The following is a 26,230-nucleotide window of genomic DNA, read 5'->3' as shown; positions in this document are numbered from 1 at the left end:
GTCTCGTGGGCTCGGAGATGTGTATAAGAGACAGGTGGCACCGGTAGCACCAGTAGCACCTGTGTTACCTTGAACGCCTTGAGGTCCAGTAGCGCCAGTGGCACCGGTAGCACCTGTGTTACCTTGAACACCTTGAGGTCCAGTAGCGCCAGTGGCACCAGTAGCACCTGTGTTACCTTGAACACCTTGAGGTCCCGTGGCACCGGTAGCACCTGTGTTACCTTGAACACCTTGAGGTCCGGTAGCGCCAGTGGCACCAGTAGCCCCCGTGTTACCTTGAGGTCCAGTAGCGCCGGTAGCGCCCGTGTTACCTCGAGGTCCAGTAGGCCCAGTAGCACCGGTAGCACCCGTGTTACCTCGAGGTCCAGTAGGTCCAGTAGCACCGGTAGCGCCCGTGTTACCTCGAGGTCCAGTAGGTCCAGTAGGTCCAGTAGCACCGGTAGCACCGGTAGCACCCGTGTTACCTCGAGGTCCAGTAGCACCGGTAGCGCCCGTGTTACCCCGAGGTCCAGTAGGTCCAGTAGGCCCTCTGCCGAACGAAGCTGAATTAACTAGAGTAGTTTGTAACTCTGCAATTAATTTAAGGAGTTCTTGGAGTGTACAATGATCGATCCGGAATAACTTTGTAATGTAAAGTAAATAATTAATTAAAATTTGGAGTTCAACAAATACAGCACTTGCTACGAAGGTTGGATTTCTTAATATAGTTATTAAGTTTTTTATAATAGCTAATCCTTGCGCTTTCAGGGAGGAAGTAGCGTCTAGCGAACAGATGAACTTACTTAGTAGGTTTAATGTATCAATTAAATCTTCGATGTTTTTAGGAGATGGATTGGCGAAAAGTTTTGGAATTATTTTAATTAAATCGTTAATAATCGCTCGAAATGTTCTAATTTGTGCTTTAGAAATTGGGATGGATGGTGTGTTTGAGATTCGCCCGGCACTACTTGGAAAGCATGGTTTGGAGAATTTGTTTTGACTGTCGTCATAACGAGACATTAAATCTCTCCTTTCTAATGAGAATGTGAATGAAACTCATCATAGTAAATGCAAAAATTAGTTAAATGGTCATAGTAAAATCGTTTGTTTAAAGAAAAAAATAGAAAAAACGCCTTACAATAAGGCGTTTTTTCTATTTTCTGCGTATTTATAATATCGTTTTAGTGAAACTTTTGATTTGAATCCAGCTAGTTTTATAATTTCTGATTCCGGCGTTTCTTTTTTTATTAAGTTTAAAATATAGGTGTTACGAAAGTGTTGTCCTGAGATGCCTTTGCGTAAATTAGCTCTAGCTACTTCAAGGCGAATCATTTTTTGGATAGCGATTTCTGTTAATCCCTTCGGTGAATCATTCTCGTATACCCATCTGTATGTTCCGCGGTTAAAATCGAATGCGACAAACAGTGGGTCATTACTATGGTATTTTGGACGAACGGGTTCAGGGATGCTTTTGTAGTATGTGTATAATTGCTTTTTGTCTTCTTTTGTTAATGTAATCGTTCTTTCCACTCCTGCGGTTGCTGGGATAGATAATGTATTAGTTTCAAAGTGAACGTGATACATAGTTAATGCTGTAAGCTCTTGTAGGGATAAACCATAGTCAATTAATAGGTTTAAAATAGTGATATTACGATCCATCAATAAAGGTCGTACAGGACGTTGTTTTTCTGATAGTCCTTCCAATGAAGTGACGATACGCTTTAATTTTTTTTCTTCATTAGATGAAATAAAATCTTCATTTCGTAGTGCGCGATCTGGTTGAATGGAAATTTCCATATTCTTTAATGGATTAGGGATGTTTAGGAAATGATTCATTCTATTTAGTACAATAAATACACGATGCATCGTCTTTTCTGAGTAGTGTCGATTCGTTTTTAAGTCAGAAAAGTAATCTTCGTAGTCTTTTGTACAAAGTGTAGCCCATATATTACTGGAAGGGAGCTTTTTGTTTTTTTCTAACCAATGTCCGAAATCTTCAATGTCATAAACATAACGTTTAATGGTTGAGGTTTTTCGGCCTTTATTCAATAAAAAAATAGAAAAGGCTTGTATTGTATCATGGAATTCCGTTGTCTCCATAGTCCCACCACCTTAATTATTTCTTATATTATAGCAAACTTTTCTGAAAATAGGCATTTGTAAGAAGGACGGGAATAATAATATGTGTTGAGTGGATAAAGTGAAACTTTAATCAGTGGGGGGTTTGTTCATCCTCCGCTGATTATCAGCCCACACCAATTGGGCATTTACGGGCAGTTATCCCCCGCCTAACTTCCTCACATTTGCTGAATTTTGAGGTGGGAGTCTTACTGCCTGCAAATTGCGGGATAAAATGAGGTGATTGTATGGAACAATCGATGCGAAAGAAAAATAATAATCAAATTAATATTGTGTTAAACCATCGAAAGAAAATTTCTTTACCAGCATCAGAAAATAAAACGGAAATTTCAAATGAAACTACAATTAAACATGAGATGCTGCAAAGAATTGAAGAAGAGATGGGGAAACTCGTTGGGATGGATGATATAAAAAAGATAATAAAAGAAATATATGCTTGGATTTATGTAAATAAAAAAAGACAAGAAATGGGATTGAAATCTGAGAAGCAAGTACTCCATATGTTGTTTAAAGGGAATCCAGGTACAGGAAAGACAACTGTTGCTAGAATGATAGGGAAATTGTTGTTTGAGATGAATATTCTATCAAAAGGGCATTTAGTTGAAGCGGAACGTGCTGATCTTGTAGGAGAATACATTGGCCATACGGCTCAAAAAACAAGAGATTTAATAAAAAAAGCAATGGGAGGTATTTTGTTTATTGATGAGGCGTATTCTTTAGCTCGAGGTGGAGAGAAGGATTTTGGGAAGGAAGCAATTGATACGCTCGTAAAGCATATGGAGGATAAACAACATGGTTTTGTATTGATTTTGGCTGGGTATTCAAGAGAGATGAATCACTTCCTTTCGTTAAATCCAGGACTGCAATCTCGTTTTCCGTTTATTATTGAGTTTGCGGACTATTCGGTAAATCAGTTGTTGGAAATTGGGAAGAGAATGTATGAAGAGCGTGAATACCAGTTATCAAAGGAAGCGGAATGGAAATTTAGAGATCATTTACATGCTGTAAAGTATTCGTCGCAAATTACATCGTTTAGTAATGGCCGATACGTACGGAATATTGTTGAAAAATCGATTCGTACACAGGCTATGCGGTTGTTGCAAGAAGATACGTATGATAAGTATGATTTAATTGGAATATCAAGTGTTGATTTAATGTTGGAAGAGGAGACGCACAGTACATAAACTGTGCGTCTGTTTTTTGTGCATATGTTCGTTTATTCTTTTTTTTCTTTTTCTTGGTGAGATTTATGGAAGCGTTCCATTTTAGCGCTCTTTTCGTGTGCTGAATTAGAATCGTGCCCAAATTGGTTTACTGAGCTTTTTTGAGCTCCTTTATTAACGTGGTTTGTCATTTGTATTCACCTCACTTTAAAAATTAGTATAAACATTAAGTAAAGAAAAAATCGTTAGAAAAGAAAAACCTCTTTACGATATGTAAAGAGGTTAGAATTGCTATTTATGCATTGAACGTTCGTTTGTGTCGATACGTCGATGCGGTAAATGCCATTTGTAATGAATAGAAAGCATGCGGAAGCAAACAATTAAAATGAATAAGGTGTAAAGAGCCCAATCACTAACAATAATTTGAGCCCCAATTAAGAAGCCTGCTAGAATTGTCCAAAAAGCATATACTTCAGCTCGAAGGACGAGAGGTTTTCTACGGGCTAAAAGATCGCGAATAATACCGCCACCAATACCGGTTAAAACAGCTGCTACGATTGTAGCGCTAATAGGTAAATTTAGTTTTTGAGCATATAATGCCCCTTGTACGGCGAATGCTGATAAGCCGATAGCGTCAGTGATGTTTTCCCATTTTTTCCAATGTTTAATTAATTTATTTGGAAAAAGAAAAATAATTGTCATTGATAAAAGTGCGATTTGGAATAACATGTCTTGTTGCCAAAACGCGACAATCGGATAACCGATTAGTAAATTACGAAGGGCACCTCCCCCAAATGCGGTTGCCATTCCTAAAATATACACCCCGAAAATGTCATAATCCTCTTCCATTGCAACAATGGCTCCGCTTAGTGCGAATGCGATTGTGCCTATGATGCTAAAAATCTCCCATGCCATGAATTTTCTCCCCCGCTAACTAGATGAAATGTGCTTCCTCTGCTATTATATTAGAAGGTTTAAATTTCGAAAAGGATGAGTGAACATATTTGATGGAAGAAAAAGAAAAAGTCATATTAGTAGGCTGTCAATTACAGCAAGATGACGATGAACAGTTTATGCATTCCATGAAAGAACTTGCATCGTTAGCAAAGACTGCGCGAGCGAAAGTGTTAGTGTCAACAACGCAAAAACGACCGAAGTTTCATCCAGTGACTTATATAGGTAAAGGTAAATTAGAAGAGCTTACAATGTTAACGGAAGAATTAGAGCCGGATGTTATTATATTTAATAACGAGTTAACGCCGAGTCAAATTCGGAATTTATCCTCAGTATTAGATGCAAGAGTGATCGATCGAACGCAACTCATATTAGATATTTTTGCGCAACGTGCGAAGTCGAGAGAGGGTAAGCTTCAAGTGGAGTTAGCCCAGTTGCAATATACAATGCCGCGTCTAATGGGGCAAGGTTTGTCTTTGTCACGTCTTGGTGGTGGTATTGGAACAAGAGGGCCGGGTGAGACGAAACTTGAGACGGATCGTCGTCATATTCGATCGCGTATTGATGAAATAAAGAAACAACTTGCGGTTGTTGTGGAACATCGAAAAAGATACCGTGAGAGAAGAAAAGACAATAAAGTATTTCAAGTTTCATTAATAGGATATACAAATGCAGGGAAATCGACGCTATTTAATAGATTAACGGAAGCGGATACGTTTGAAGAAAACTTATTGTTTGCAACGTTAGATCCGACAACAAGGAAGATGCCGTTACCTTCTGGTTATACAGTGTTGCTAACTGATACGGTTGGTTTTATACAAGATTTACCTACGTCGTTAATTGCAGCTTTTCGTTCAACACTAGAAGAAGCTGGTGAAGCAGATGTTATTTTACATGTTGTTGATTCTGCAGATCCAAACTATGTAGGGCATGAGAAAACGGTAAAGAAGTTATTGTCAGAACTTGAAATTAATCATATTCCGATTATTACGTTATACAATAAAAAAGATGCATTACATCAAAATTTTATTCCGTTTCCGAAAAGCGACTTCTTAATGACTAGTGCTTTTGAAGAAAGCGATTTATTACATATAAAAGAAGCGATAGAAACGAAAATGAAGGAAGAAATGGATCCATATCAAGTGGAGATTCCTCCGAGTGAAGGTAAGTTGTTAACGTTATTAAAGACGGAAACTCTATTAACAAAGATGGAATTTCTGGAAGATAAATTTGTATATAATTGTACAGGATATATATTTGCCTATTCGCCATATAATGGGCAGTTAAAGCGATTTTTAGTGGAAGAAGGAGAAAATGATAATGTTTGATCGTTTAAAAAATGGAGAAAAAATGGCTCCTATTGTAAAAGAAGTAGAAAGTCAAATTACAGAAGTGCATAAACGTGCAGATGAAGTGATTGAAAGTAATCAATTTCGTGTATTAGAAAGTTTTCGTAAACATAAAATTAGTGACTCGCATTTTATTCCAACGACTGGCTATGGATATGACGATATTGGTCGTGACACATTAGAAAAAGTGTATGCTGATGTATTTGGAGCGGAAGCGGGTCTTGTTCGTCCGCAAATTATTTCGGGGACTCATGCGATTTCAACAGCTTTATTTGGTATTTTACGTCCGGGAGATGAGCTACTATACATAACGGGGAAACCGTATGATACGTTAGAGGAAATCGTTGGTGTACGCGGAAAAGGTGTAGGGTCATTTAAAGAATATAATATCGGTTATAACGCAGTTTCGTTAACGGAAGAGGGGCTTGTGGACTTTGAAGCTGTTGCGGCTGCGATTCATAGTAATACGAAGATGATTGGTATTCAGCGCTCAAAGGGATATGCTACTCGTCCGTCGTTTACTATTTCTCAAATTAAAGAGATGATTTCGTTTGTTAAGGAAATTAAACCTGATGTAGTTGTATTTGTTGACAACTGTTATGGCGAGTTTATTGAAGAACAAGAGCCGTGCCATGTAGGTGCAGATTTAATGGCGGGCTCGCTTATTAAAAACCCAGGCGGTGGAATCGTTAAAACTGGTGGTTACATTGTTGGGAAAGAACAATATGTTGAAGCATGTGCATATCGTTTAACATCTCCAGGGATTGGTGCTGAAGCAGGGGCATCTTTATACAGTTTACAAGAAATGTACCAAGGGTTCTTCTTAGCGCCGCATGTAGCGGGACAAGCACTAAAAGGTGCAATCTTTACAGCGGCATTTTTAGAAAAGTTAGGAATGAACACGTCACCAGCGTGGAATGCGCCAAGAACGGACTTAATTCAATCTGTTCAATTCGATGATAAAGATCGTATGGTTGCCTTTTGTCAAGCGATTCAATATGCATCTCCGATTAATTCTCACTTCACTCCGTACGCAAACTATATGCCGGGTTATGAAGATGATGTAATTATGGCTGCGGGAACGTTTATTCAAGGTGCAAGTATTGAATTGTCGGCTGATGGCCCAATTCGTCCACCTTACGTTGCCTATGTACAGGGTGGATTAACGTATTCTCATGTGAAGATTGCAATTTGTTCTGCAATTGATGCGTTAATTGAAAAAAAATTATTAACAATTTCTTAAAGAGAAGCTGTCGATTTCGGCAGCTTTTTTCGTGTAAAAGTAATGATTTGTGCCATTAGAAAAAAGAATGAAAAAAAACCTAAAAAAATCATGTAAGAAAAGCTAACATCTATTGACACTAAACATAACATAATATAAAATGAGAAGCAGTTAAGGCGAAGGAGGAACTGAAACAATGAAAGAAGATAGACGTTCTGCCCCGCTGTTTCCTATTGGTATTGTTATGGATTTAACACAATTGTCTGCACGTCAAATTCGCTACTATGAAGAGCATAATCTTGTTTCTCCAACCCGTACAAAGGGGAATCGTAGATTATTTTCATTTAACGATGTAGATAAGTTGTTAGAGATTAAAGATTTATTAGATCAAGGCTTAAATATGGCTGGTATTAAGCAAGTGTTACTAATGAAAGAAAATCAAACAGAAGCAGTGAAAATAAAAGAAGAAACGAAAGAAATTTCCAAAACGGAGCTTCGCAAAATACTTCGAGATGAACTACAACATACAGGTAGATTTAATCGAACTTCATTGCGACAAGGTGACATTTCAAGGTTTTTTCACTAAAGATAACTGATTCTGAAGGTGTTTAGAGGGACTAAGGAGGAATTTATAATGGCTAGGTACACAAAAGAAGATATTTTCCGTTTGGCGAAAGAAGAGAATGTAAAGTATATCCGTCTGCAATTTACGGACCTTTTAGGAGTAATTAAAAACGTAGAAATTCCAGTGAGCCAATTAACAAAAGCTCTTGATAACAAAATGATGTTTGATGGATCTTCTATTGAAGGTTTCGTACGTATTGAAGAATCTGATATGTATTTATATCCGGATTTAGATACTTGGGTAATTTTCCCTTGGACAGCTGAAAAAGGTAAAGTAGCGCGTTTAATCTGTGATATTTATACTGCAGATGGTGCTCCATTTGACGGAGATCCACGTAACAATTTAAAACGTGTATTAAAAGAAATGGAAGCTTTAGGATTCTCAGATTTCAATCTTGGACCAGAGCCAGAATTCTTCCTATTCAAAGTTGATGAAAAAGGAAATCCAACATTAGAATTAAACGATAACGGTGGATACTTCGACCTTGCGCCGATGGATCTAGGGGAAAACTGTCGTCGTGATATCGTTCTTGAGCTTGAAGAAATGGGCTTTGAAATTGAAGCGTCTCACCATGAAGTTGCACCAGGTCAACACGAAATTGACTTTAAATATGCAAATGCAATTCGCTCATGTGATGACATTCAAACATTCAAACTTGTTGTAAAAACAATTGCTCGTAAACATGGTTTACATGCAACATTTATGCCAAAACCATTATACGGTGTGAACGGTTCAGGTATGCACTGTAACTTATCATTATTTAAAAATGGTGAGAACGTATTCTTCGATCAAAACGGTGATTTACAATTAAGTGATGATGCTCGTCACTTTATCGCAGGTATTTTAAAACATGCACCAGCATTTACAGCGGTAGCAAACCCAACTGTAAACTCTTACAAACGTTTAGTACCTGGATATGAAGCTCCTTGTTACGTAGCATGGTCTGCACAAAACCGTAGCCCATTAGTACGTATCCCTGCATCTCGTGGTATTAGTACACGCGTAGAAGTACGTAGTGTTGACCCAGCTGCAAACCCATATTTAGTAATGGCTACATTATTAGCTGCAGGTCTTGACGGAATTAAAAATAAATTAACTCCACCAGCTGCAGTAGACCGTAACATCTATGTAATGACAAAAGAAGAGCGGGAAGAAGCAGGTATCGTTGACTTACCAGCAACATTAGCGCAAGCGTTAGTTACATTACAATCTAATGAAGTAGTATGCAGTGCACTAGGAGAACATTTACTTGAGCACTTCATCGAAGCAAAAGAGATTGAGTGGGATATCTTCCGCACACAAGTTCACCAATGGGAACGCGATCAATATATGTCTCTATACTAAGAGAGAAAAAAGCCCTGATACTACGGTATCAGGGCTTTTTCTTTTTTATAAAGTTAACTTCAAGTGGCGCAAAATGAAAAGAAACCACAAAACAGCCACTAAAAATCTTCAGTATAAGAGTATCTTAATAATAGAGATGGTAATTCCAATAAACCTTTATTAGAATCGGTTCTTTTTTTAATAAATTGCTAGCGCTAAAAATTTAATAATTTTTTACTGCTTGTACAACGCGACCAATGATTTTTACATCTTCAGCTGAAAGGTCGTAAGTCTGTGGTTTATGGATAGGATCATTACTCAATGGTATTAAAGTAATGATGCTTCCAGATTTTGAGATTTTTTTCACAGTTGCATCATAACCATTGACTTTTACAACAGCAATTTGCCCATTCTCAACATAAGGAGTTTCTTCTACCAGAACATAAGAACCATCAGGGAATTCGAGATTCATGCTAGTGCCTTTTACAGTAAGATAAAAATACTTTTTACGCTTATTTAAAAATGTACTTAGCATTGGTAAATAACCTTCGATATTTTCTTCAGCGAATATAGGTGTACCGGCTGCGACAGAACCAATGATTGGGATATGGATAATGTTTGATTGGTCGTTTTGAATGGTTTCATAAATAGAAACTTCTTCTTTAACTGTATTATGCCCTTTAGTTGTGAGCACCTCTAAATCATCAGTAGTGATCCCTAATCCCTTACAAACTTTTATTACATTATCAACAGATGCTTTACCGATTCCTCTTGATAACATTGATTGCAGTGTTGTGGGAGGGAGCCCGATTTTTTCTGCGAAAGCTCTTTTGCTATATCCAGCTTCTTTTATTAAGCGTGTTACAATCTTTGCTTTTTCCATAAACTTCACCATCCTTCATATAAAATGTATACGATATTGAGTATATTTGTTACTATCATAACTTAGCTGAATGTATAAGTAAATAGTATTTCATACGATATTGAGTATGTTTTTCCTTTTATCCCATTGACTTTGTACGGAAATGCGTATATATTAAATTGTGAATGAACGCAATTTCGTATAAAAATTAAGGAGGTGAGCTAATGTATCCGAATCTGCGTGCAGAGATGGCGAGAAAAGGGATTGTAATTAGCCAAATCTCTTCGCATCTGAATCTTCGCTACGCAACAGTGTGCGACAAAATTAATGGTAAATTTCGTTTTTATTATGATGAGGCTCTTGAAATTAAGGAAACCTTTTTTCCTGATCATAATTTAGAATATCTTTTTGAATTTGAAGAAAACAAACCGAATTGTAGTGTGAAAAGAAACCCTACTTTTTTGGAACATAAAATATTGAATTTTTAACTCGATAACGAAATTATTAAGCAAAGCTTTATTGTAGAGTTAAGGAAATATTTTATATTAAATCACATAATTTGAATGTTGAGGATTGGTTAATGTTCAAGGAAACTGGTAAATAATAACACTTGATGTGAGGGTATGTAAATGTAAGGAAGGTAATTGAAAATTAAAGATGAGGAGGAGATAAGAATGGATCACTTAACCGAAGTATTAGTACATAGTGAACTAGTATTTGAAGTTAATGGTGAGGTAGTAACGGATAGTTTGGTAATTGCGAAAACGTTCGGGAAAGATCATTACTATGTTTTGGAGGATATTCGTAAAAATATTGTATATGCGGGTGAAGAATTTGCGCAAGGAAATTTTTACGAGTCCACTTATATCAATTCACAGGGTGAGCGCATGTCTAAATACAATTTAACTGAAGAAGCTTTCGTATTACTTGCTATGGGGTATAACTCTAGAGAATCTGTGCAAACGAAAATAAAATGTATTGAAGAGTTCAAACGGATGAGGAGGTATATACAAAGTCAGAACAAAATACCAAAGGATGCTATGGGAGTCCTAAAGTTAACGTTTGCAGCTTTAGAAGGACATACGCAAGAAATACAAGAGATTAAGACTGAAGTGAAGGGGTTACGAGAAAACGCTCCGCTATACGCCATTGAATGTGACGAAATAACAAAGGCTGTAAAAAGGTTAGGTGTTTTGTTACTGGGGGGTAAAAATTCGAATTCTTATCAGGATAACAGTCTTAGAAAAAAGCTGTATAGCGATATTTATAGTCAATTACATCGAGAGTTTGGTGTGAATAGTTATAAAGCTATTAAACGTAATCATTTGGATAGAGCTATACAAATAATTAATGAAGAATATTCAATTCCAACAGTTTTAAATGAAGAAATTAAAGTTAAAAACTCACAAATAAATATGGCAGAATTTCAATAGGAGGAAGAAACATGCAACGGAAAATTTTAGTGATTACTGGCAATTTAGTAGGTCTACCAACTGTCAGTGAATTTAAAACAAAAGATGCTGCAAAACAGCAGATTAAAAAGCTTATCCAAAAAGGAATAAGTCCAAATGTTATTCGTATAACACAAGAAATTTCTATGAATATCGAAATTCAAGTTGATGTTGAATTTGAGGAATAAGAAAGATTTAGGAGAAAAAATATGGATAGCATGATGGATTTAAATGAGTACATAAGAAAAGAATCCGTTGCAGCGGATTCTATAAAAAAATATCTCTGAATAAGTATAACATTGAATATCGATTTTGAGAATTTATGAGGTGACTAGTATGGGGATTATTCGAGTGAAAAAAGATAGTAATTATTCCGTCATAAATAATACTGGTTTAAAAGATAAAAGGTTGTCATGGAAGGCAAAAGGAATTTTGGCTTATACACTTACACTACCAGATGATTGGACTTTTCATATTAGTGAATTAGCTCAACATGCAAAGGATGGAGAAGATTCACTACGTACAGGTTTTAAAGAACTAAAAGAATTAGGCTATGTAAAGCGTTATCCCGTTCGTGATGAAAATACAAAAAAAATTAAAAGATGGGATACGGAAATTTATGAAACACCACAAAAGAGAATTCCACAAGTGGAAAAGCAAGATGTAGGAAAGCCATATGAGGAAAATCCGACACTACTAAATATTAATAAACTAAATACTAAAATACAAAATACTAATCATGATGATAAGGATAAATTAGAATCTCATATATTATTCGGTAGAGAGTTTAAAAAAAATTATAATTTTTTAAAAGAGAGAGGCATTCCGTTAAGTGAAATTGCATTTACGGAGTTAGGCGATTTTTGTGATTTGTTTAGTAGTGAGTTAATTCAGTATGCAACTAATAAAGCTATTGATGAGAATGCACCAAGATGGAACTACGTTAAAGCTATATTGAGTAATTGGAAGGAGCAAAAAGTTAAAACATTTGCTGATGTGACCGCGCTAGATAGACGTTTCAAAATGAGTAAGAATAAGAAATTTAATGAATCAGGTAGAAATTATTCGACTAGAAAAGAGCTTGTCCCAGATTGGTTATATAAAGATGACGAACACACGAATCAAGAAGTGGAAAGAAAACCCGCGCAGTATACTGAGGAAGAGCGTGAGAGATTAAAAGAGGTATTAAATAAATATAAGTCTTAAGAAAAGATGAAATGGTCGACGACTTTGGTGTTTAAAAATGTATTATCTTAATGCTAAGATTAAATGATTATATTCTTCAAAGATGTTTGAGGTATATTAAACATCTTTGAAGATATTCGTGAATGTTTGGAGCAAGTATTAACAATTTGTGATTTCTGTTTGATTATTAATGTCTTACAAGGATTGTTCGAAGGGTGTTTTTCATTATCTATTCAGGAGTTAATTACAGTATTGGAATTCTAAAGAGAAAATGAATTTATAAATAGTAGGAAATGGTTGTGTTTATTAAATGAAAGATGTTCTACAAATAACAAAGATTGAAAAAGCCAATAAAGATATAAGTTTTATTAAATTAGTAGTATTTAAATTTACAAAAAGGAAGTAGGTGAATCGTCAGATGTTTGAATGGCTCAAAGATTATAAGAAGCTAGAAGAAGAAATCGCTTATTTAGAATACAACTTAGACAAATCAAAAGCGGAATTAAAGCGCTGGACTAGTGGGGACTTGCAAAATGTACGATTAACCGCTGAGTCAGAAGGGGCTAAGGTAGAAGACCGGGTTGAAGCAATTGAATATGAATTAGCTCATAAGATGAATGAAGAATATGATTTAAAGCTTTTGATGAATAAGTTTGCAGGACTGGATCATCAAATACTTAAAATGAAATATGTTGATGGAATGACCTTAGAACAAATAGCATTTGAATTGCATTATAGTACAGGCTATATTCGACGCAAACACGCTGAAATAAGAAAAATTGTCAAGTTTTTAGATGGATTTTAATGTTACCTTTTTGTAGGGTACATGCGGTGTACAGAAAGTATTGAAAAAGTGATTTATAGTAGTAATATAAGATTTCGACGAAAGAGCAACTATTTTTATGGTTGCTCTTTTTGTTGTGAAAGAAGGTGAGCAACATGAAGTGATTTTATAGATTAATGGGTATTTGGCTGATAACCATATGTAGTGAAGTAGTAGTTTTTTAGACAAAAATAATAGGAAAATAAGGAGATGTTTAGTAATGAGTATATTAGCTGCTTCAGTTAAAACAAAGAATCTGCCACAACAAGTGTTACGTTGGCAATCAATGGTAGAAAGTGAATGTGCTGCACAAGGTGTTTCGGAATTAGTTCCTTACGTACTTGGAATTATTATGGTGGAAAGTGGAGGGAACTCTGAAACAACACCGGATATTATGCAGTCAAGTGAATCACAAGGATGGGCAATGAATACAATCAAGAATCCTAAAGATTCAGTGTATTACGGAGTAAAGCATTTAAAAGGAGCTTTTGATGATGCAAAGAAAAATGGTATTACAGATTTAAGTGCCATTGTTCAATCATATAATTTTGGACGAGCTTATCTTCGCTGGTTAGCTTCTAACAATAAACAACATTCATTACCGGTGGCAGATCTGTATTCTAAGACGGTTGTTGCGCCATCACTTGGAAATACAACTGGTGCTATGGTTAAATATAGTCATCCTATCGCTGTTGCGTACAATGGTGGTTATCGATATAAAAATGGCGGTAATTTTTTCTACGCTGAAATTGTTAAACAATATGTAGATTTTAATGCAGGCGGTGTTCCACAACCAGAAGGAATTGGGTTCGCGAAGTCAATATACTGGGAAGGCTATGGTATTAACTATCATGATAGACCACATGGCAACTATCAGGGAAACTTTACAACAGCAGCAGAAGTATTATACTGGGGTGCGTACTGGGGAGAAGATAATGATGTGTGGTTAGATTTAGGTAGAAGCCGTTGGGTAAAAGCGGAGCATTATTATTGGAGACCTTTCAAAGCAATATCAAAATATCCAGAAGGATATGGAGTAAACTTTTACGATGGAATTAACGGTTCATATAAAGGCCGTATCACTTCAAAAGAACCCCTTACAGTATTCTTCCGTAAAGAAGGCTGGATTGATATTGGTGGGAATAGTTGGGCACCTGAGGAACACTTTGATATTGTAGATATTCGATAAAAAACAACTCTACTAAGAGTTGTTTTTTATACTTAAACTGTAATGTAGGAAAGAAGAATTAGCCATATAAAATAATAGTTTTTCAAGAGTCTTTGGTAATCTTAATAATATTTAACTTATGGTTAAAAGAATAATATTTTGATGGTAGATAACAATGGAGAAATTCTCTGTTTTGTTCGTTTTAAGGTTGGAAAACCTACAATATATCTAAAAATAATAAAAATAGACAATATAAAATAGAAAGGAAGATTCATATGGCAACATTTATTTATCCAACAAATACAACGAGAGTAACAAGTGGTTTTAGAGGTGACAGACCAGATCATCATGGGGTAGATCTTGCTGAAGCAGGCTATCATCCGATTTATGCAGCGGCTAGTGGGAAAGTTAGTCGTTCGTATTTTTCATCTAGTTACGGTGAATGTATTATGATTGTTCATAATATTAATGGAGTTACATGGGAAACTGTATACGCTCACATGCGAAGTGGTTCTCGTACAGTTAAAGAAGGCGATTCTGTTACACAAGGACAAACAATTGGGGTTATGGGAGAAACGGGACAGGCTTATGGTCAGCACTTACATTTTGAAATGCATAAAGGCGGCTGGAATATTAATAAGAGTAATGCTGTGAATCCATTAGACTACTTGGGGAAAGGTGGCGCTGTTGGTACACCGCAACCAGAAGGAATTGGGTTCGCAAAGTCAATATACTGGGAAGGTTATGGTATTAACTATCATGATAGACCACATGGCAACTATCAGGGAAACTTTACAACAGCAGCAGAAGTATTATACTGGGGTGCGTACTGGGGAGAAGATAATGATGTGTGGTTAGATTTAGGTAGAAGCCGTTGGGTAAAAGCGGAGCATTATTATTGGAGACCTTTCAAAGCAATATCAAAATATCCAGAAGGATATGGAGTAAACTTTTATGATGGAATTAACGGCTCATACAAAGGACGTATTACTTCAAAAGAACCTCTTACAGTATTCTTCCGTAAAGAAGGCTGGATTGATATTGGTGGGAATAGTTGGGCACCTGAGGAACACTTTGACATTGTAGATATTCGATAAAAAAACAACTCTATTAAGAGTTGTTTTTTTATTCGTAAATTTTGATATAGGAAAGAAGAGGAATAGAAATGAAGAAAATTGCAGATTTATCTCATCACAATGGTTCAATAAATTGGGCGGCAGCTAGTAAAGAGCTTGAACTTGCTATTATACGTGTACAATATGGATCAAGGACAATTGATACACGTTATAAAGAGTATGTACAAGGTTGTAAAGACTATGGTGTCCCATTTGCACACTATGCTTATGGATGTTATGTAAGTGTTCAGGATGCTATTGTAGAAGCGAACGATTTTATGGCGCGCGCTGACAAAGAAGCGAAATTTTTAGTATTAGATGTGGAGGATGATACATTAGCAAGTTGTGGAGCAGTTAACTTAGCGAAAGCTTCACAGGCATTTATTGATACATGCCGTGCAGCTGGCTGGAAAGTAGGTCTATATGTATCACATCACATGTATACAAGCTATGGACTAAATACTGTGAATGCGGATTTCCTTTGGATTCCACGTTATGGAAATAAACCAGCCTATAACTGTGACTTATGGCAGTATACGGAAAGTGGTAGTCTTGCGGGCGTATCTGGTAATGTAGATTTAAATTACTTAAACGGAGAAAAATCTCTTGAATGGTTTACAGGTAAAGGTGGCGTTGTTGGTACACCGCAACCAGAAGGGATTGGGTTCGCAAAGTCAATATACTGGGAAGGTTATGGTATTAACTATCATGATAGACCACATGGCAACTATCAGGGAAACTTTACAACAGCAGCAGAAGTATTATACTGGGGTGCGTACTGGGGAGAAGATAATGATGTGTGGTTAGATTTAGGTAGAAGCCGTTGGGTAAAAGCGGAGCATTATTATTGGAGACCTTTCAAAGCAATATCAAAATACCCAGAAGGATATGGAGTAAACTTTTATGATGGAATTAACGGCTCATACAAAGGACGTATTACTTCAAAAGAACCCCTTACAGTATTCTTCCGTAAAGAAGGCTGGATTGATATTGGTGGGAATCGTTGGACACCTGAGGAACACTTTGACATTGTAGATATTCGATAAAAATTCCAGTAGTAACTGTTTTTGTATTTTATAAAGTTATGACATAAAAGATAGCTTTAGCAAGAATTATAAGACAGAGATAGCTATAAGGGCATATTGGTGTTAAAAGATGATAAAAGATTAGAGTCACTCGAATGAGTAATTATTTAGATTAGAAAAGGAGTGAGAATAATAGAAGAGCAGATCTTAAATTCAATGATTCAACAAGGAGCATTCGCAGCGTTATTTGTGTGGATGCTTATTACTACACAAAAAAAGAATGAACAGCGCGAAGAACAATATCAAAAAGTTATTGAAAAAAACCAACAAGTCATTGAAGAACAAGCAAAAGCGTTTAGCTCGTTGGCGAAGGATTTATCAGATGTTAAACAAAAAATTTTGGGACATGGTGATATGAAATAAAGCATCATGTTAAACTATTTATTCCGCAAGCAAGTTCACCAATGAGAACGTAATCGAAATACATCTCTATACTAAGAAAAAAAGCCCTGATACTACGATATCAGGGCTTTTTCGTCATTTATCTACAATGAATTGCAGTGAATATTGTCGTAATTTATGAGGTGTAATTAAGAAGTCATTTAACAAGAATAATTTATGTTGACTCGTTCTGTATAAAGAACTAAAATGGCATTAATTAGAAATGTTTGTATATTTGAAAAATAAAACATATTACTTTTATTTCTGTTTTTTTATGGGAATGTCAACTGGAATCTCATTGGTATTAAATGAGGGGGAGAAGTAATGAATAAGGAAATAAATTTAAAAAATCTATTTACTGTTATATGGAAAAGGGTATGGATACTACTGTTGTTTACGACTCTCACAACGGTAGGGGGAGCGATGTATAGTATGTATATGAAAACACCTTTGTATGCCTCCTCAGCAAGGGTTATTGTTCAAGCTAATGCTGAAACGATGAATACATTGAAAGCGATGGTAAATGAGCCTGTAATATTAGAAAAAGTAGCGGCTGAATTAAATATTAACAGATCTGCAGGTGCATTAAGTGGACAAATAAGTCCAGAAAGTGTACAAGGCTCTCAGATTATGAGAATAAATGTAGTGGATATTGATCCTGTACTTGCACATAAAATTGCAAATACGACAGCGGCTGTTTATAAGAAAGAAGTAGCAAATATACTAAATTTTAATAATGTGAGTATATTACCAGAAGACCCAGTTCAAAAACATTCGATGCCTATAAATATAAATCACTTTAAGACGATACTAATTGCGTTCTCTGTAGGTATGGTGCTCAGTATCGGTTTTATTTTTTTATTGGATTCATTTGATGATAGAATCAAATCGGAACGACGAATTGAACAATTGTTAGATGTCCCTGTTTTGGGTGGGATTTCTAAAATGAATAGGAAAAATACGGAAGACAAATTCAGTGAAAAAAATACAGTGGTACTGGGGGATGGAACGGAGTGGCCTACAAAAATAGACGAAAAACAAATAAAGTTAAAGGAGAAAGTATAATTGCTTATACAGCTCCAAGATCGAAAATTTCGGAGCAGTATCGTTCGATTCGAACAAACCTTCAATTATCTTCGTCTATTCATAAAAGCAGAACTATAGTTATTACTTCTCCAAGGTATGGTGAAGGAAAATCAACGATTACAGTTAATTTAGCAGTCTCAATAGCACAAAAAGGTGAAAAAGTATTGATAATAGATGCAAATTTACGAACACCCACGATTCAGGAAATGTTTGGAGTAGAAAATACAGTTGGATTAACTGATATATTGAACGGAAAAACAAATTTAGAAGGCGCTGTAAAAAAAACAGAGATGGAACGTCTTGATGTATTAACTAGCGGTCCAGTACCATTCAATCCATCTGAAGTACTTGGTTCAGATGAGATGGATATGTTAATTCAAAAGGCAATGGAACGGTATGACATCATATTATTTGATTCTTCCCCTGTATTAGAAGTAACAGATACGAGTGTATTAGTTGATAAGTGTGAAGGAGTACTTTTGGTGATCCGATACAATCGTACTGTGAGCGAAGATGCGCTTGAAACGAAAAGAGCGCTAAGTTTTACGAAAAGCAGAATATTGGGTGCGATTTTGAATGGGAAAGTATAAAGGGGATTAGAATAATAGATTTAACCTTCGTACATAAAAATGTTCGTTATAAAGAAAGAATAATAGAACTGTGATGTGGTGATGTCTCCTGACCGCTATCAATGGAGGCACTCGATTATACTGTGGGTTGTGAAAGCAACCTTAGATGCGAGTCATCAAAAGTGTAATGTGAGGGAGGGTTAGATGCCCATATTTTATTAAAGTTTCTAGCTATGTACTTTTAATAAAGAGTATATAGTTAGAAACTTTAACTTTGAAAGAGTTCAGTAAGGAATTGATTAAAGGAGGAAGTTATATGACGTATCGCCGGAGGATATCGTTATTGCTTTTAATGGATTCACTGATTGTATTAAGTGCAGTTTTTTTTAGTTATTTTTTTGTAAATGCTAGCTTTAGTGTTATCACTTTATCATCAGTTATTAGCTCTATCACTCTATTAGTTAGTCATCATTTATTTGCTTTTGTTTATAAATTGTATAAAAAAGCTTTGGAATATGCAAGTATAGGAGAGTTGCTAATTATATGTAAGGTCGTTACATTTTCAATACTTACTACAGCGGTTGTACAGCAAATCATTATGCAAAAAATGTATTTTCGATTGTTAGTTGTAACTTGGATGATTCATATTTTATTAATTGGTGGTTCCCGCTTTATTTGGAGAATGTACAGAGATATTTATTATGTAAAGAAGGGTGATAAAAAAAGAACGTTAATTGTTGGTGCTGGATCAGCTGGGACGATGGTGGCAAGGCAGTTGTTGAAGAATAATACTGCTGAATTAATGCCAGTCGCGTTTATTGATGATAATGTCAAAAAGCATAATCTTGATATTTGGGGGATTCCAGTAATAGGTGGTATGAATCAAATTGATTACGTTATTAAAAAACTGAATATTGAGATAATTATTTTAGCAATTCCTTCGTTAAACAAGAGAGAGAGAAATGTTATTTTAAAGGATTGTTTAAAAACAAAAGTAAAAACTCAAATCCTTCCCATGTTAGAAGACTTAGTAACAGGTAAGGTTTCAGTAAATGAATTTAGAGATGTTCAAGTAGAAGATTTATTAGGGCGAGATCCTGTAGAGTTAGATGTGGAAATTATTTCAGATTATATAACGGATAAAGTCATTTTAGTTACTGGTGCAGGTGGATCAATTGGTTCGGAAATTTGTAGACAAGTTGCGAAATTTAAACCGAAAAAATTGATTTTATTAGGGCATGGAGAAAACAGTATTTATTCCATAGAAATGGAATTAAATGAAAAATATAACGATATGAGAGGCGTGTTTATTCCAGAAATCGCGGATATACAAGATGAAAAGAAGATGCATTTAATAATGAATAAACATCTTCCAAATGTTGTATATCATGCAGCCGCACATAAACATGTACCATTAATGGAGAACAATCCTGAAGAGGCTGTTAAAAATAATTTGATTGGAACTATGAATATAGCAGAGGCAGCGAGAACACATGGAGTAGGAACGTTTGTTATGATTTCTTCCGATAAAGCGGTGAACCCGACGAGTGTTATGGGTGCAACAAAGAAATTAGCTGAGATGGTCATTCAGCACAAAGATAAAATAAGTCATACAAAGTTTGTTACAGTACGTTTTGGAAATGTATTAGGTAGCCGCGGGAGCGTCATACCTTTATTTAAGAAACAAATTCAAAATGGTGGTCCAATTACAGTTACTCATCCTGATATGGTTCGTTATTTTATGACAATTCCGGAGGCATCAAGACTCGTAGTGCAAGCTGGGGCGCTAGCTAAAGGAGGAGAAATTTTTGTGCTGGATATGGGAGAACCAGTAAAAATAGTTGATCTTGCTAAAAATCTCATTCGATTATCAGGAAACTCTTTGGATGAAATAGGAATAGAATTTACCGGTATACGCCCAGGAGAGAAGCTTTTTGAAGAATTACTAAAAGAAGATGAAATGAATGAGAAGCAAGTTCACCCGAGAATTTATGTAGGGCAAGAAATGAATGTTCGTATAGAAGAAATAGAAAAGTTAATTTTGGAATATACAGAGTTAGATGAGATGGAATTAAGAAAGCGATTGTTAAATTTAGTGAATCAGCGTAAAACTTTAAAACTATTAATACCAGTATCAGGTTAATAGCAAAAAATTATTATAAGACGGGTGCGTGGGATGGTGTCTAAAAAAGTTCTGTTTTGTGCAACTGTGGATTATCATTTTAAAGCTTTTCATTTACCGTATTTGAAATGGTTTGCAGACCAAGGATGGGAAGTGCATGTTGCAGCGAATGGGAATATACATCTTCCGTACGTAACTCAAAAATATAATATTCCTCTTCAAAGATCACCGATTAGCGTAAAAAACTTTCATGCATATAAAAAACTTACATCAATTATTCATCAAAATAAATATAATATCATTCATTGTCATACGCCTATGGGAGGAGCAATTGCTCGTCTAGCTGCTAGAAAAATGCGGAGAGAAGGCACAAAGGTTATATATACAGCGCATGGATTTCATTTTTGTAAAGGATCATCATTTATAAATTGGCTTTTATACTATCCAATCGAAAGAATTTTAGCTACTACTACGGATTGTCTTATAACAATTAATCATGAAGATTACAGTTTAGCAGTAAAGCATCGATTTCAGGCGGGAAGTATTAAACTCGTTCATGGTGTAGGAGTAGATATAGAACGATATATTCCTGTTAATGAAAGTGAAAAGGAGCAATTAAGACATAAAATTGGTTATAATTCTGAAGATTTTTTAATGTTTTATGCAGCTGAATTTAATAAGAACAAAAACCAAAGCTTTTTAATTCAATCATTGGCACAGTTAAAAAATGAAATTCCGCATGCGAAGTTACTACTTGCTGGTGAAGGGCCTTTAATGAAAGAGTGCAAAAATATAGCGGCTCAACTAGGCGTGAGTAGTATGGTGCATTTTCTTGGTTATAGAAATGATATAGCCCCTTTGCTGCAGATGTGTGACCTAGCTGTTGCATCGAGTTACCGGGAAGGTTTACCAGTTAATATTATGGAAGCTATGGCTTGTGGACTTCCAGTTATCGCCACGGATAATCGGGGACATAGGGAGTTAATTATTCATAATAAAAATGGTTGGATTATAGATCGTGATGATATAAAGACGATGTCTGAAAGAATAAATTCTATTTCTAAAAGTATTAAATTACAAGCTCAGTTTGGACGGTATGGGCGTACTATTATTACAAGTAAATATTCAGTTAATGAAGTATTAAAAGAGAAAAAAGAAATTTATACAACGTATATGGATGAAATGGAGGATTTAAATTGGGCACTCCATTGAGAGTACTACATGTAGTCGTAAATATGAATAGAGGCGGAGCCGAAACTTTAATTATGAATTTGTATCGTAATATAGACCGCTCAAAAGTACAATTTGATTTTTTAACTTGTAAGGAAGGAGTGTTTGATGAAGAAATAGTAAGGTTAGGCGGGAAAATTCATAGAATTCCATATGTTACAGATGTTGGTCATAGGGGCTATATAAAGACGCTAGATAACTTCTTTAGTACCCATACGCAATATAAAATCGTTCATTCACATATGGATAAAATGAGCGGATTTGTACTTCGTTCAGCTAAAAAAGCAAGGGTGCCAGTTAGGATTGCGCATAGTCATAATACTAGTAGTGAGGGTGGTACTGCTGCAAAAATCTATAAATGGTATGCGGGAAAATCAATAGCCATGTGTGCAACACATTTGTTAGCATGTTCAAATGCTGCTGCCAGATGGCTATTTACAGATAAAGCCGATGTAGCAAGAATTTTAAAAAATGGAATTGATTGTGATAAATTTTTGTTCTGTCCAGACATACGAAAACAAGTAAGAGAAGAATTACAAATTGAGAAAGACGCTCTTGTTATAGGTCATGTTGGAAGATTTGCTCATCAAAAAAATCATGCTTATCTTATAGAATTATTCACGCAGTTAACTCGATTTAAGCCGGATTCAATTCTTTTATTAGCTGGCGAAGGACCGCTTCGAGTGGGAATTGAAAATAAAGTAAGGGAATTGAATATGGAGAAGCATATACGGTTTCTTGGGATACGAGACGATATAGAAAGGATACTTCAAGCATTTGATGTATTTGTTTTTCCATCCATACATGAGGGGTTGCCACTCACTCTCATAGAGGCGCAAGGAGTTGGTTTGCCTTGTATTATATCGGATGCTATTACGAAAGAAGTAGACTTGGGAATGAATTTAGTTGAACATGTTCCTCTAACAGATAAATTTGCTTGGATAGAAAAAATGAAAAATATAGAAACTAGTAATTTTTCGAGGAAAACACTAGCTCAAGTAGTATTCGCAAAAGGATATGATATAAAACATACGGCTAAATTGACTCAAGACTATTATTCTGTACTTTCGAGGTGAGTAATTTGAAGAATTTAACGATTTTCACCCCTACTTATAATAGAGCGTATTGTCTTGCAAGTTGTTATGAGAGTTTAAAACGTCAAACATGTAAGGATTTTGTATGGTTAATAATAGATGATGGATCTAGTGATAACACAAAAGAATTGGTCGATAGTTGGATTGCTGAAAAATATATCAAAATTAAGTATCATTGGCAACAAAATCAAGGGATGCATGGTGCTCATAATACAGCATATGAAATGATTGATACGGAGTTAAATGTTTGTATTGATTCTGATGATTATATGCCCGATGAAGCGGTTGAAAAAATCATTTCTTTTTGGAGTAGCTATGGAAATGAAGAAGTTAGCGGGATAATTGGATTGGATTTGTATACAAATGGACAAATAATTGGTTCAAAGTTACCAGAGAACCTTAAACATTCCACGCTTTTTGATCTTTACAACAAACATGGTGTCACAGGTGATAAAAAATTGGTCTATCGTACAGAATTGACTAAGAAATATCCATACCCAATTTTTAAAAATGAAAAATATGTAGGGTTAGCATACAAATATTACATGTTAGATCAACAGTATGAGATGTTACTAATGAACGAAGCGCTTTGTTATGTGGAATACATGGCTGATGGATCATCAATGAATATGCTAAACCAATATCGTAGAAACCCAAAAGGTTTTGCTTTTTATCGCAAGGAACTTATGAAATTACCATTTACTAATCGACTATTTAAATATAGGCAAGCTATACATTATGTATCTAGTAGTTTCATATCGAGAAATAGAAAGTTTATACAAGAATCGCCATGTAAAGGACTGACACTTTGCGCACTACCATTTGGAGCTATCCTTTATAGTTACATTACAATGAAAACAAAAATGAAAGTAAACATGTAGAGACTTATTTAGTAATTAAATGAGAGGACAGAATAATGACCATACTTTGGATGAATCTTGCTATAGTATTCATGCTCGCATTTTTTGCAAGGTATTTTGCTATACCAGTGACTAATAGTCTTACATTGATAAAGCCCAATAGGCTGTTGATTATAATGGCGGCTTTATCTCTTGTGTTGGTGGCGGGGCTTCGAAATAATATTGGGGATACTTATTTTTATATGCATGCATATAAAATAACGGAGTTTAATTGGGAATATGTTCAAACTAATAAAGACATGGGCTTTAATATTTTTCAAATGGTTTTGAAAAAATATACGGATAATCCTCAAGTAATGGTTTTTACTACAGCATTGATAACAAATGTACTCATTGTAGTAACACTATATAAATATTCAAGACTAATTGAATTGAGTTTATATGTTTATATTACGTCGGGTATGTATTTAACATCAATGAATGGGATTAGGCAATATTTAGCCGCTGCAATTATTTTTGCTGCTACAAAATATATTTCTGAAGGAAAATGGAAAAAATATGCATTTATTGTATTATGTGCATCAACATTTCATGCAAGTGCATTAGTTTTAATGCCAATATACTTTTTTGTAAGAAAAAAAGCCTGGTCAGGAACGACATATTTGCTCCTTTTTTTAGCGGTATGTGTAGTAATAGGTTTTAATCAGTTTTCGGAAATTTTATTTTCGGCTATTGGAAATACTCAATATGGTCAATATAAGGAATTTCATGAAGGTGGTGCCAATATACTTAGGGTTGCTGTGAATATAGTGCCAATTATACTGGCTTACCTTGGGAAAGATAAAATGAGGGCGTTATTCCCTGAAAGTGATTATATTGTAAATATGTCTATATTAGGTCTTGTTTTTATGATTATTTCAACACAGAATTGGATATTTGCTAGATTCTCCATATATTTTGGATTGTATCAGTTAATATTAATTTCTTGGGTTGTGAAGTCATTTACAGATAAAGATCAAAAGTTGATTTATTATGCAGTTCTAGTGTGCTATTTTATTTATTTTGTATATGAACATGTAATTACTTTGGGAATTATCTATAAGAGTAATTTACTTTGATAATAAAGTGCAAAATGCTAGGAGAGGATTGTTGAATGGGGATAGATTCTAAGCCTGAACCTATAAATAAAAAGAAGGTTTTACACATTGTCAGCGCTCTGAATCGCGGGGGAGCTGAAACGTTATTAATGAATATATATAGGAAAATAGATAGAGAGCAGCTTCAGTTTGATTTTGTATCCCATCGAAATGAGAAAAATGATTACGAAGATGAAATAATGGCCTTAGGTGGGAGAATATATAAGGTACCTAGTTTAGGACAAATAGGACCTTTTGCCTATGTTAAAGAACTTGTGAAAATTATGTCGGATAATCAATATGAAGTTGTACATGCACATACGGATTATCAAGGTGGTTTCGTTGCTGTAGCGGCAAAAATAGCTGGTGTAAAAAAGAGGATTTGTCATTCCCATAGTAATAATTGGCCACAAGACTCTGGAATAAAAGCAAGAGTTATCCTAAAGGTTTTGCAATCTATTATTAAATATGCTGGAACTAATTATTGTGCGTGTAGCGTTGAAGCAGCACGTTTTTTATTTGGTGAAAGGATGCTTCAAAGTCAGAGGATAGAACTGATTAAAAACGGTATAGATATTAATCAATTTACTGATATAGATGCTGGAAGTAGTGTCAGCGTAAGAAGGGAACTTAATATACCGAATACAGCAAAATTAATAGGACATATAGGAAGTTTTTCAGAGTCAAAGAATCATGTTTTTATCCTAAAAGTTTTAAAGCAAATTTTAAAAAGAGATTCAAATTTTGTTGCTATTCTAGTAGGAGATGGTCCGTTAAGGATTTCTATTGAATTAAAAGCAAAGCAATTAGGGATTTTTGAAAACATTAGATTTTTGGGCGTTAGGAAGGATATTCCACGACTCATGAAGAGCTTTGATGTTTTTATTTTTCCTTCTTTGTTTGAGGGGTTTGGTATTGTAACTTTAGAAGCGCAATCTGCAGGTGTACCATGTGTTGTAGCAGATACACTACCTAATAATACTGATATGGGGTTAGGGATAATGTCATTTGTTGACTTAGATGAAGAAATTGAAATATGGTGTAAAGAAATTTATAAAGCCTTGTTAAAAGAAAGACCAGACAGGGAATTCATAATTAACAATATATCGAAATTAGGCTTTGATATTAACGATAACATTTACGAGTGGCTATCGTTATATGGAATTGTGTGCAAGGAAGAAGTAGGGTAATCTAATTTGTTTTCATTTTATATGTCTGATGTATAAGGAAAATTGGTAAGCGTAACAGCAAAATACTAATATAAAATGAAGAAGAGAAATCAATAATAGATTTTGTGAGGTATCCTATT

General features: G+C 35.0%; 27 protein-coding genes. 22 read left to right on the top strand and 5 right to left on the bottom strand.

Annotation, left to right across the window (positions count from 1 at the left end; translation table 11 throughout):
* Positions 1-999, bottom strand: a 999-nt coding sequence (locus JDS81_RS11455) for a collagen-like repeat preface domain-containing protein (protein WP_199688515.1), incomplete at its 3' end; no start/stop codon positions are given.
* Positions 1,000-1,113: 114 nt separating this feature from the next.
* Complete coding sequence (locus tag JDS81_RS11450; RefSeq protein WP_000450334.1) at positions 1,114-2,079, bottom strand: tyrosine-type recombinase/integrase; 966 nt, start codon at positions 2,077-2,079, stop codon at positions 1,114-1,116.
* A gap of 266 nt (positions 2,080-2,345) precedes the next feature.
* On the opposite strand from JDS81_RS11450, the gene spoVK reads away from it, so the two are divergent.
* Positions 2,346-3,302, top strand: coding sequence for a stage V sporulation protein K (gene spoVK / locus JDS81_RS11445; protein WP_000438193.1), 957 nt, complete (start codon positions 2,346-2,348; stop codon positions 3,300-3,302).
* Between the two features lie 32 nt (positions 3,303-3,334).
* Here spoVK and JDS81_RS11440 read toward each other — a convergent pair whose 3' ends face one another.
* Positions 3,335-3,472, bottom strand: coding sequence for a hypothetical protein (locus JDS81_RS11440; protein WP_000181509.1), 138 nt, complete (start codon positions 3,470-3,472; stop codon positions 3,335-3,337).
* A gap of 100 nt (positions 3,473-3,572) precedes the next feature.
* Positions 3,573-4,196 (bottom strand): trimeric intracellular cation channel family protein, encoded by a 624-nt coding sequence (locus JDS81_RS11435; RefSeq protein WP_000312263.1) that lies wholly within the window; start codon positions 4,194-4,196, stop codon positions 3,573-3,575.
* Positions 4,197-4,288: 92 nt separating this feature from the next.
* Here JDS81_RS11435 and hflX point away from each other — a divergent pair, with 92 nt between their 5' ends.
* The 4 genes from hflX (at position 4,289) to glnA (ending at position 8,775) form a co-directional block, all read left to right on the top strand.
* Complete coding sequence (gene hflX, locus JDS81_RS11430; protein ID WP_000391424.1) at positions 4,289-5,563, top strand: GTPase HflX; 1,275 nt, start codon at positions 4,289-4,291, stop codon at positions 5,561-5,563.
* Entirely contained in the window at positions 5,556-6,827 is a 1,272-nt protein-coding gene (locus JDS81_RS11425) for a methionine gamma-lyase family protein (protein ID WP_097955213.1), read from the top strand. Before hflX ends, JDS81_RS11425 begins: the two co-directional genes overlap by 8 nt.
* 175 nt (positions 6,828-7,002) lie before the next feature.
* Positions 7,003-7,392 carry a transcriptional repressor GlnR gene (gene glnR / locus JDS81_RS11420; RefSeq protein WP_000656782.1) on the top strand — a complete coding sequence of 130 codons (390 nt, stop codon included), beginning with the start codon at positions 7,003-7,005 and terminating at the stop codon, positions 7,390-7,392.
* Between the two features lie 48 nt (positions 7,393-7,440).
* Positions 7,441-8,775: a type I glutamate--ammonia ligase gene (gene glnA / locus JDS81_RS11415; protein WP_000135333.1), complete on the top strand. Its 1,335-nt coding sequence runs from the start codon at positions 7,441-7,443 to the stop codon at positions 8,773-8,775.
* Positions 8,776-8,977: 202 nt separating this feature from the next.
* On the opposite strand, the gene JDS81_RS11410 is transcribed toward glnA, so the two are convergent.
* Positions 8,978-9,637 carry a LexA family protein gene (locus JDS81_RS11410; protein ID WP_097955211.1) on the bottom strand — a complete coding sequence of 220 codons (660 nt, stop codon included), beginning with the start codon at positions 9,635-9,637 and terminating at the stop codon, positions 8,978-8,980.
* A 203-nt stretch (positions 9,638-9,840) separates the two neighbouring features.
* On the opposite strand from JDS81_RS11410, the gene JDS81_RS11405 reads away from it, so the two are divergent.
* From JDS81_RS11405 to JDS81_RS11325, 17 genes are all read left to right on the top strand, one after another.
* Complete coding sequence (locus tag JDS81_RS11405; protein ID WP_016108936.1) at positions 9,841-10,104, top strand: helix-turn-helix domain-containing protein; 264 nt, start codon at positions 9,841-9,843, stop codon at positions 10,102-10,104.
* 186 nt (positions 10,105-10,290) lie between these two features.
* Complete coding sequence (locus JDS81_RS11400) at positions 10,291-11,049, top strand: ORF6C domain-containing protein (RefSeq protein WP_097955210.1); 759 nt, start codon at positions 10,291-10,293, stop codon at positions 11,047-11,049.
* An 11-nt stretch (positions 11,050-11,060) separates the two neighbouring features.
* Positions 11,061-11,255 (top strand): hypothetical protein, encoded by a 195-nt coding sequence (locus JDS81_RS11395; RefSeq protein ID WP_001189063.1) that lies wholly within the window; start codon positions 11,061-11,063, stop codon positions 11,253-11,255.
* 148 nt (positions 11,256-11,403) lie between these two features.
* Entirely contained in the window at positions 11,404-12,273 is an 870-nt protein-coding gene (locus JDS81_RS11390; protein ID WP_097955208.1) for a DnaD domain protein, read from the top strand.
* A 397-nt stretch (positions 12,274-12,670) separates the two neighbouring features.
* Positions 12,671-13,057, top strand: coding sequence for a hypothetical protein (locus JDS81_RS11385; protein ID WP_097955207.1), 387 nt, complete (start codon positions 12,671-12,673; stop codon positions 13,055-13,057).
* A 238-nt stretch (positions 13,058-13,295) separates the two neighbouring features.
* Positions 13,296-14,264, top strand: a complete 969-nt coding sequence (locus tag JDS81_RS11380) for a lysozyme family protein (RefSeq protein WP_000025073.1) — start codon at positions 13,296-13,298, stop codon at positions 14,262-14,264.
* Between the two features lie 254 nt (positions 14,265-14,518).
* Positions 14,519-15,340 carry a M23 family metallopeptidase gene (locus tag JDS81_RS11375; RefSeq protein ID WP_085450476.1) on the top strand — a complete coding sequence of 274 codons (822 nt, stop codon included), beginning with the start codon at positions 14,519-14,521 and terminating at the stop codon, positions 15,338-15,340.
* A 68-nt stretch (positions 15,341-15,408) separates the two neighbouring features.
* The gene (locus tag JDS81_RS11370) at positions 15,409-16,404 is read left to right on the top strand and encodes a GH25 family lysozyme (RefSeq protein ID WP_199688514.1); all 996 of its coding nucleotides are present in this window, start codon (positions 15,409-15,411) and stop codon (positions 16,402-16,404) included.
* A gap of 171 nt (positions 16,405-16,575) precedes the next feature.
* Positions 16,576-16,806, top strand: a complete 231-nt coding sequence (locus tag JDS81_RS11365; protein WP_073990767.1) for a BhlA/UviB family holin-like peptide — start codon at positions 16,576-16,578, stop codon at positions 16,804-16,806.
* 342 nt (positions 16,807-17,148) lie between these two features.
* Positions 17,149-17,889, top strand: coding sequence for a YveK family protein (locus tag JDS81_RS11360; RefSeq protein WP_097953739.1), 741 nt, complete (start codon positions 17,149-17,151; stop codon positions 17,887-17,889).
* Positions 17,838-18,500, top strand: a complete 663-nt coding sequence (locus JDS81_RS11355) for a CpsD/CapB family tyrosine-protein kinase (protein WP_000323600.1) — start codon at positions 17,838-17,840, stop codon at positions 18,498-18,500. Before JDS81_RS11360 ends, JDS81_RS11355 begins: the two co-directional genes overlap by 52 nt.
* A 295-nt stretch (positions 18,501-18,795) precedes the next feature.
* Positions 18,796-20,622 (top strand): polysaccharide biosynthesis protein, encoded by a 1,827-nt coding sequence (locus tag JDS81_RS11350; protein ID WP_000222376.1) that lies wholly within the window; start codon positions 18,796-18,798, stop codon positions 20,620-20,622.
* A gap of 33 nt (positions 20,623-20,655) precedes the next feature.
* Complete coding sequence (locus tag JDS81_RS11345; RefSeq protein WP_097953738.1) at positions 20,656-21,813, top strand: glycosyltransferase family 4 protein; 1,158 nt, start codon at positions 20,656-20,658, stop codon at positions 21,811-21,813.
* The gene (locus tag JDS81_RS11340) at positions 21,798-22,907 is read left to right on the top strand and encodes a glycosyltransferase family 1 protein (protein WP_097953737.1); all 1,110 of its coding nucleotides are present in this window, start codon (positions 21,798-21,800) and stop codon (positions 22,905-22,907) included. The genes JDS81_RS11345 and JDS81_RS11340 overlap by 16 nt, the downstream gene beginning before the upstream one ends.
* Before the next feature lie 5 nt (positions 22,908-22,912).
* Positions 22,913-23,806 (top strand): glycosyltransferase family 2 protein, encoded by an 894-nt coding sequence (locus JDS81_RS11335; protein ID WP_097953736.1) that lies wholly within the window; start codon positions 22,913-22,915, stop codon positions 23,804-23,806.
* A 35-nt stretch (positions 23,807-23,841) separates the two neighbouring features.
* Positions 23,842-24,903 (top strand): EpsG family protein, encoded by a 1,062-nt coding sequence (locus JDS81_RS11330; RefSeq protein WP_097953735.1) that lies wholly within the window; start codon positions 23,842-23,844, stop codon positions 24,901-24,903.
* A gap of 35 nt (positions 24,904-24,938) precedes the next feature.
* A complete protein-coding gene (locus JDS81_RS11325) occupies positions 24,939-26,111 on the top strand; it encodes a glycosyltransferase family 1 protein (protein WP_000510528.1) in 1,173 nt (390 codons plus the stop codon).
* The last annotated feature ends 119 nt before the right edge of the window (positions 26,112-26,230 follow it).

The organism is Bacillus cereus group sp. N31 (assembly GCF_016483245.1).
GTDB lineage: Bacteria > Bacillota > Bacilli > Bacillales > Bacillaceae_G > Bacillus_A > Bacillus_A toyonensis.
This window is presented reverse-complemented; position numbering and strand designations above follow the sequence as displayed.

What these genes read in the sequence shown, in the direction of transcription:
- JDS81_RS11385 (WP_097955207.1), top strand. Translation starts at nt 12,671, where the DNA reads ATGTTTGAATGGCTCAAAGATTATAAGAAGCTAGAAGAAGAAATCGCT.
- JDS81_RS11360 (WP_097953739.1), top strand. Translation starts at nt 17,149, where the DNA reads ATGAATAAGGAAATAAATTTAAAAAATCTATTTACTGTTATATGGAAA.
- JDS81_RS11425 (WP_097955213.1), top strand. Translation starts at nt 5,556, where the DNA reads ATGTTTGATCGTTTAAAAAATGGAGAAAAAATGGCTCCTATTGTAAAA.
- JDS81_RS11435 (WP_000312263.1), bottom strand. Translation starts at nt 4,196, where the DNA reads ATGGCATGGGAGATTTTTAGCATCATAGGCACAATCGCATTCGCACTA.
- JDS81_RS11440 (WP_000181509.1), bottom strand. Translation starts at nt 3,472, where the DNA reads ATGACAAACCACGTTAATAAAGGAGCTCAAAAAAGCTCAGTAAACCAA.
- glnR (WP_000656782.1), top strand. Translation starts at nt 7,003, where the DNA reads ATGAAAGAAGATAGACGTTCTGCCCCGCTGTTTCCTATTGGTATTGTT.
- JDS81_RS11390 (WP_097955208.1), top strand. Translation starts at nt 11,404, where the DNA reads ATGGGGATTATTCGAGTGAAAAAAGATAGTAATTATTCCGTCATAAAT.
- JDS81_RS11450 (WP_000450334.1), bottom strand. Translation starts at nt 2,079, where the DNA reads ATGGAGACAACGGAATTCCATGATACAATACAAGCCTTTTCTATTTTT.
- JDS81_RS11325 (WP_000510528.1), top strand. Translation starts at nt 24,939, where the DNA reads ATGGGGATAGATTCTAAGCCTGAACCTATAAATAAAAAGAAGGTTTTA.
- JDS81_RS11410 (WP_097955211.1), bottom strand. Translation starts at nt 9,637, where the DNA reads ATGGAAAAAGCAAAGATTGTAACACGCTTAATAAAAGAAGCTGGATAT.
- JDS81_RS11380 (WP_000025073.1), top strand. Translation starts at nt 13,296, where the DNA reads ATGAGTATATTAGCTGCTTCAGTTAAAACAAAGAATCTGCCACAACAA.
- glnA (WP_000135333.1), top strand. Translation starts at nt 7,441, where the DNA reads ATGGCTAGGTACACAAAAGAAGATATTTTCCGTTTGGCGAAAGAAGAG.
- hflX (WP_000391424.1), top strand. Translation starts at nt 4,289, where the DNA reads ATGGAAGAAAAAGAAAAAGTCATATTAGTAGGCTGTCAATTACAGCAA.
- JDS81_RS11350 (WP_000222376.1), top strand. Translation starts at nt 18,796, where the DNA reads ATGACGTATCGCCGGAGGATATCGTTATTGCTTTTAATGGATTCACTG.
- JDS81_RS11345 (WP_097953738.1), top strand. Translation starts at nt 20,656, where the DNA reads ATGGTGTCTAAAAAAGTTCTGTTTTGTGCAACTGTGGATTATCATTTT.
- JDS81_RS11405 (WP_016108936.1), top strand. Translation starts at nt 9,841, where the DNA reads ATGTATCCGAATCTGCGTGCAGAGATGGCGAGAAAAGGGATTGTAATT.
- JDS81_RS11375 (WP_085450476.1), top strand. Translation starts at nt 14,519, where the DNA reads ATGGCAACATTTATTTATCCAACAAATACAACGAGAGTAACAAGTGGT.
- spoVK (WP_000438193.1), top strand. Translation starts at nt 2,346, where the DNA reads ATGGAACAATCGATGCGAAAGAAAAATAATAATCAAATTAATATTGTG.
- JDS81_RS11370 (WP_199688514.1), top strand. Translation starts at nt 15,409, where the DNA reads ATGAAGAAAATTGCAGATTTATCTCATCACAATGGTTCAATAAATTGG.
- JDS81_RS11400 (WP_097955210.1), top strand. Translation starts at nt 10,291, where the DNA reads ATGGATCACTTAACCGAAGTATTAGTACATAGTGAACTAGTATTTGAA.
- JDS81_RS11330 (WP_097953735.1), top strand. Translation starts at nt 23,842, where the DNA reads ATGACCATACTTTGGATGAATCTTGCTATAGTATTCATGCTCGCATTT.
- JDS81_RS11395 (WP_001189063.1), top strand. Translation starts at nt 11,061, where the DNA reads ATGCAACGGAAAATTTTAGTGATTACTGGCAATTTAGTAGGTCTACCA.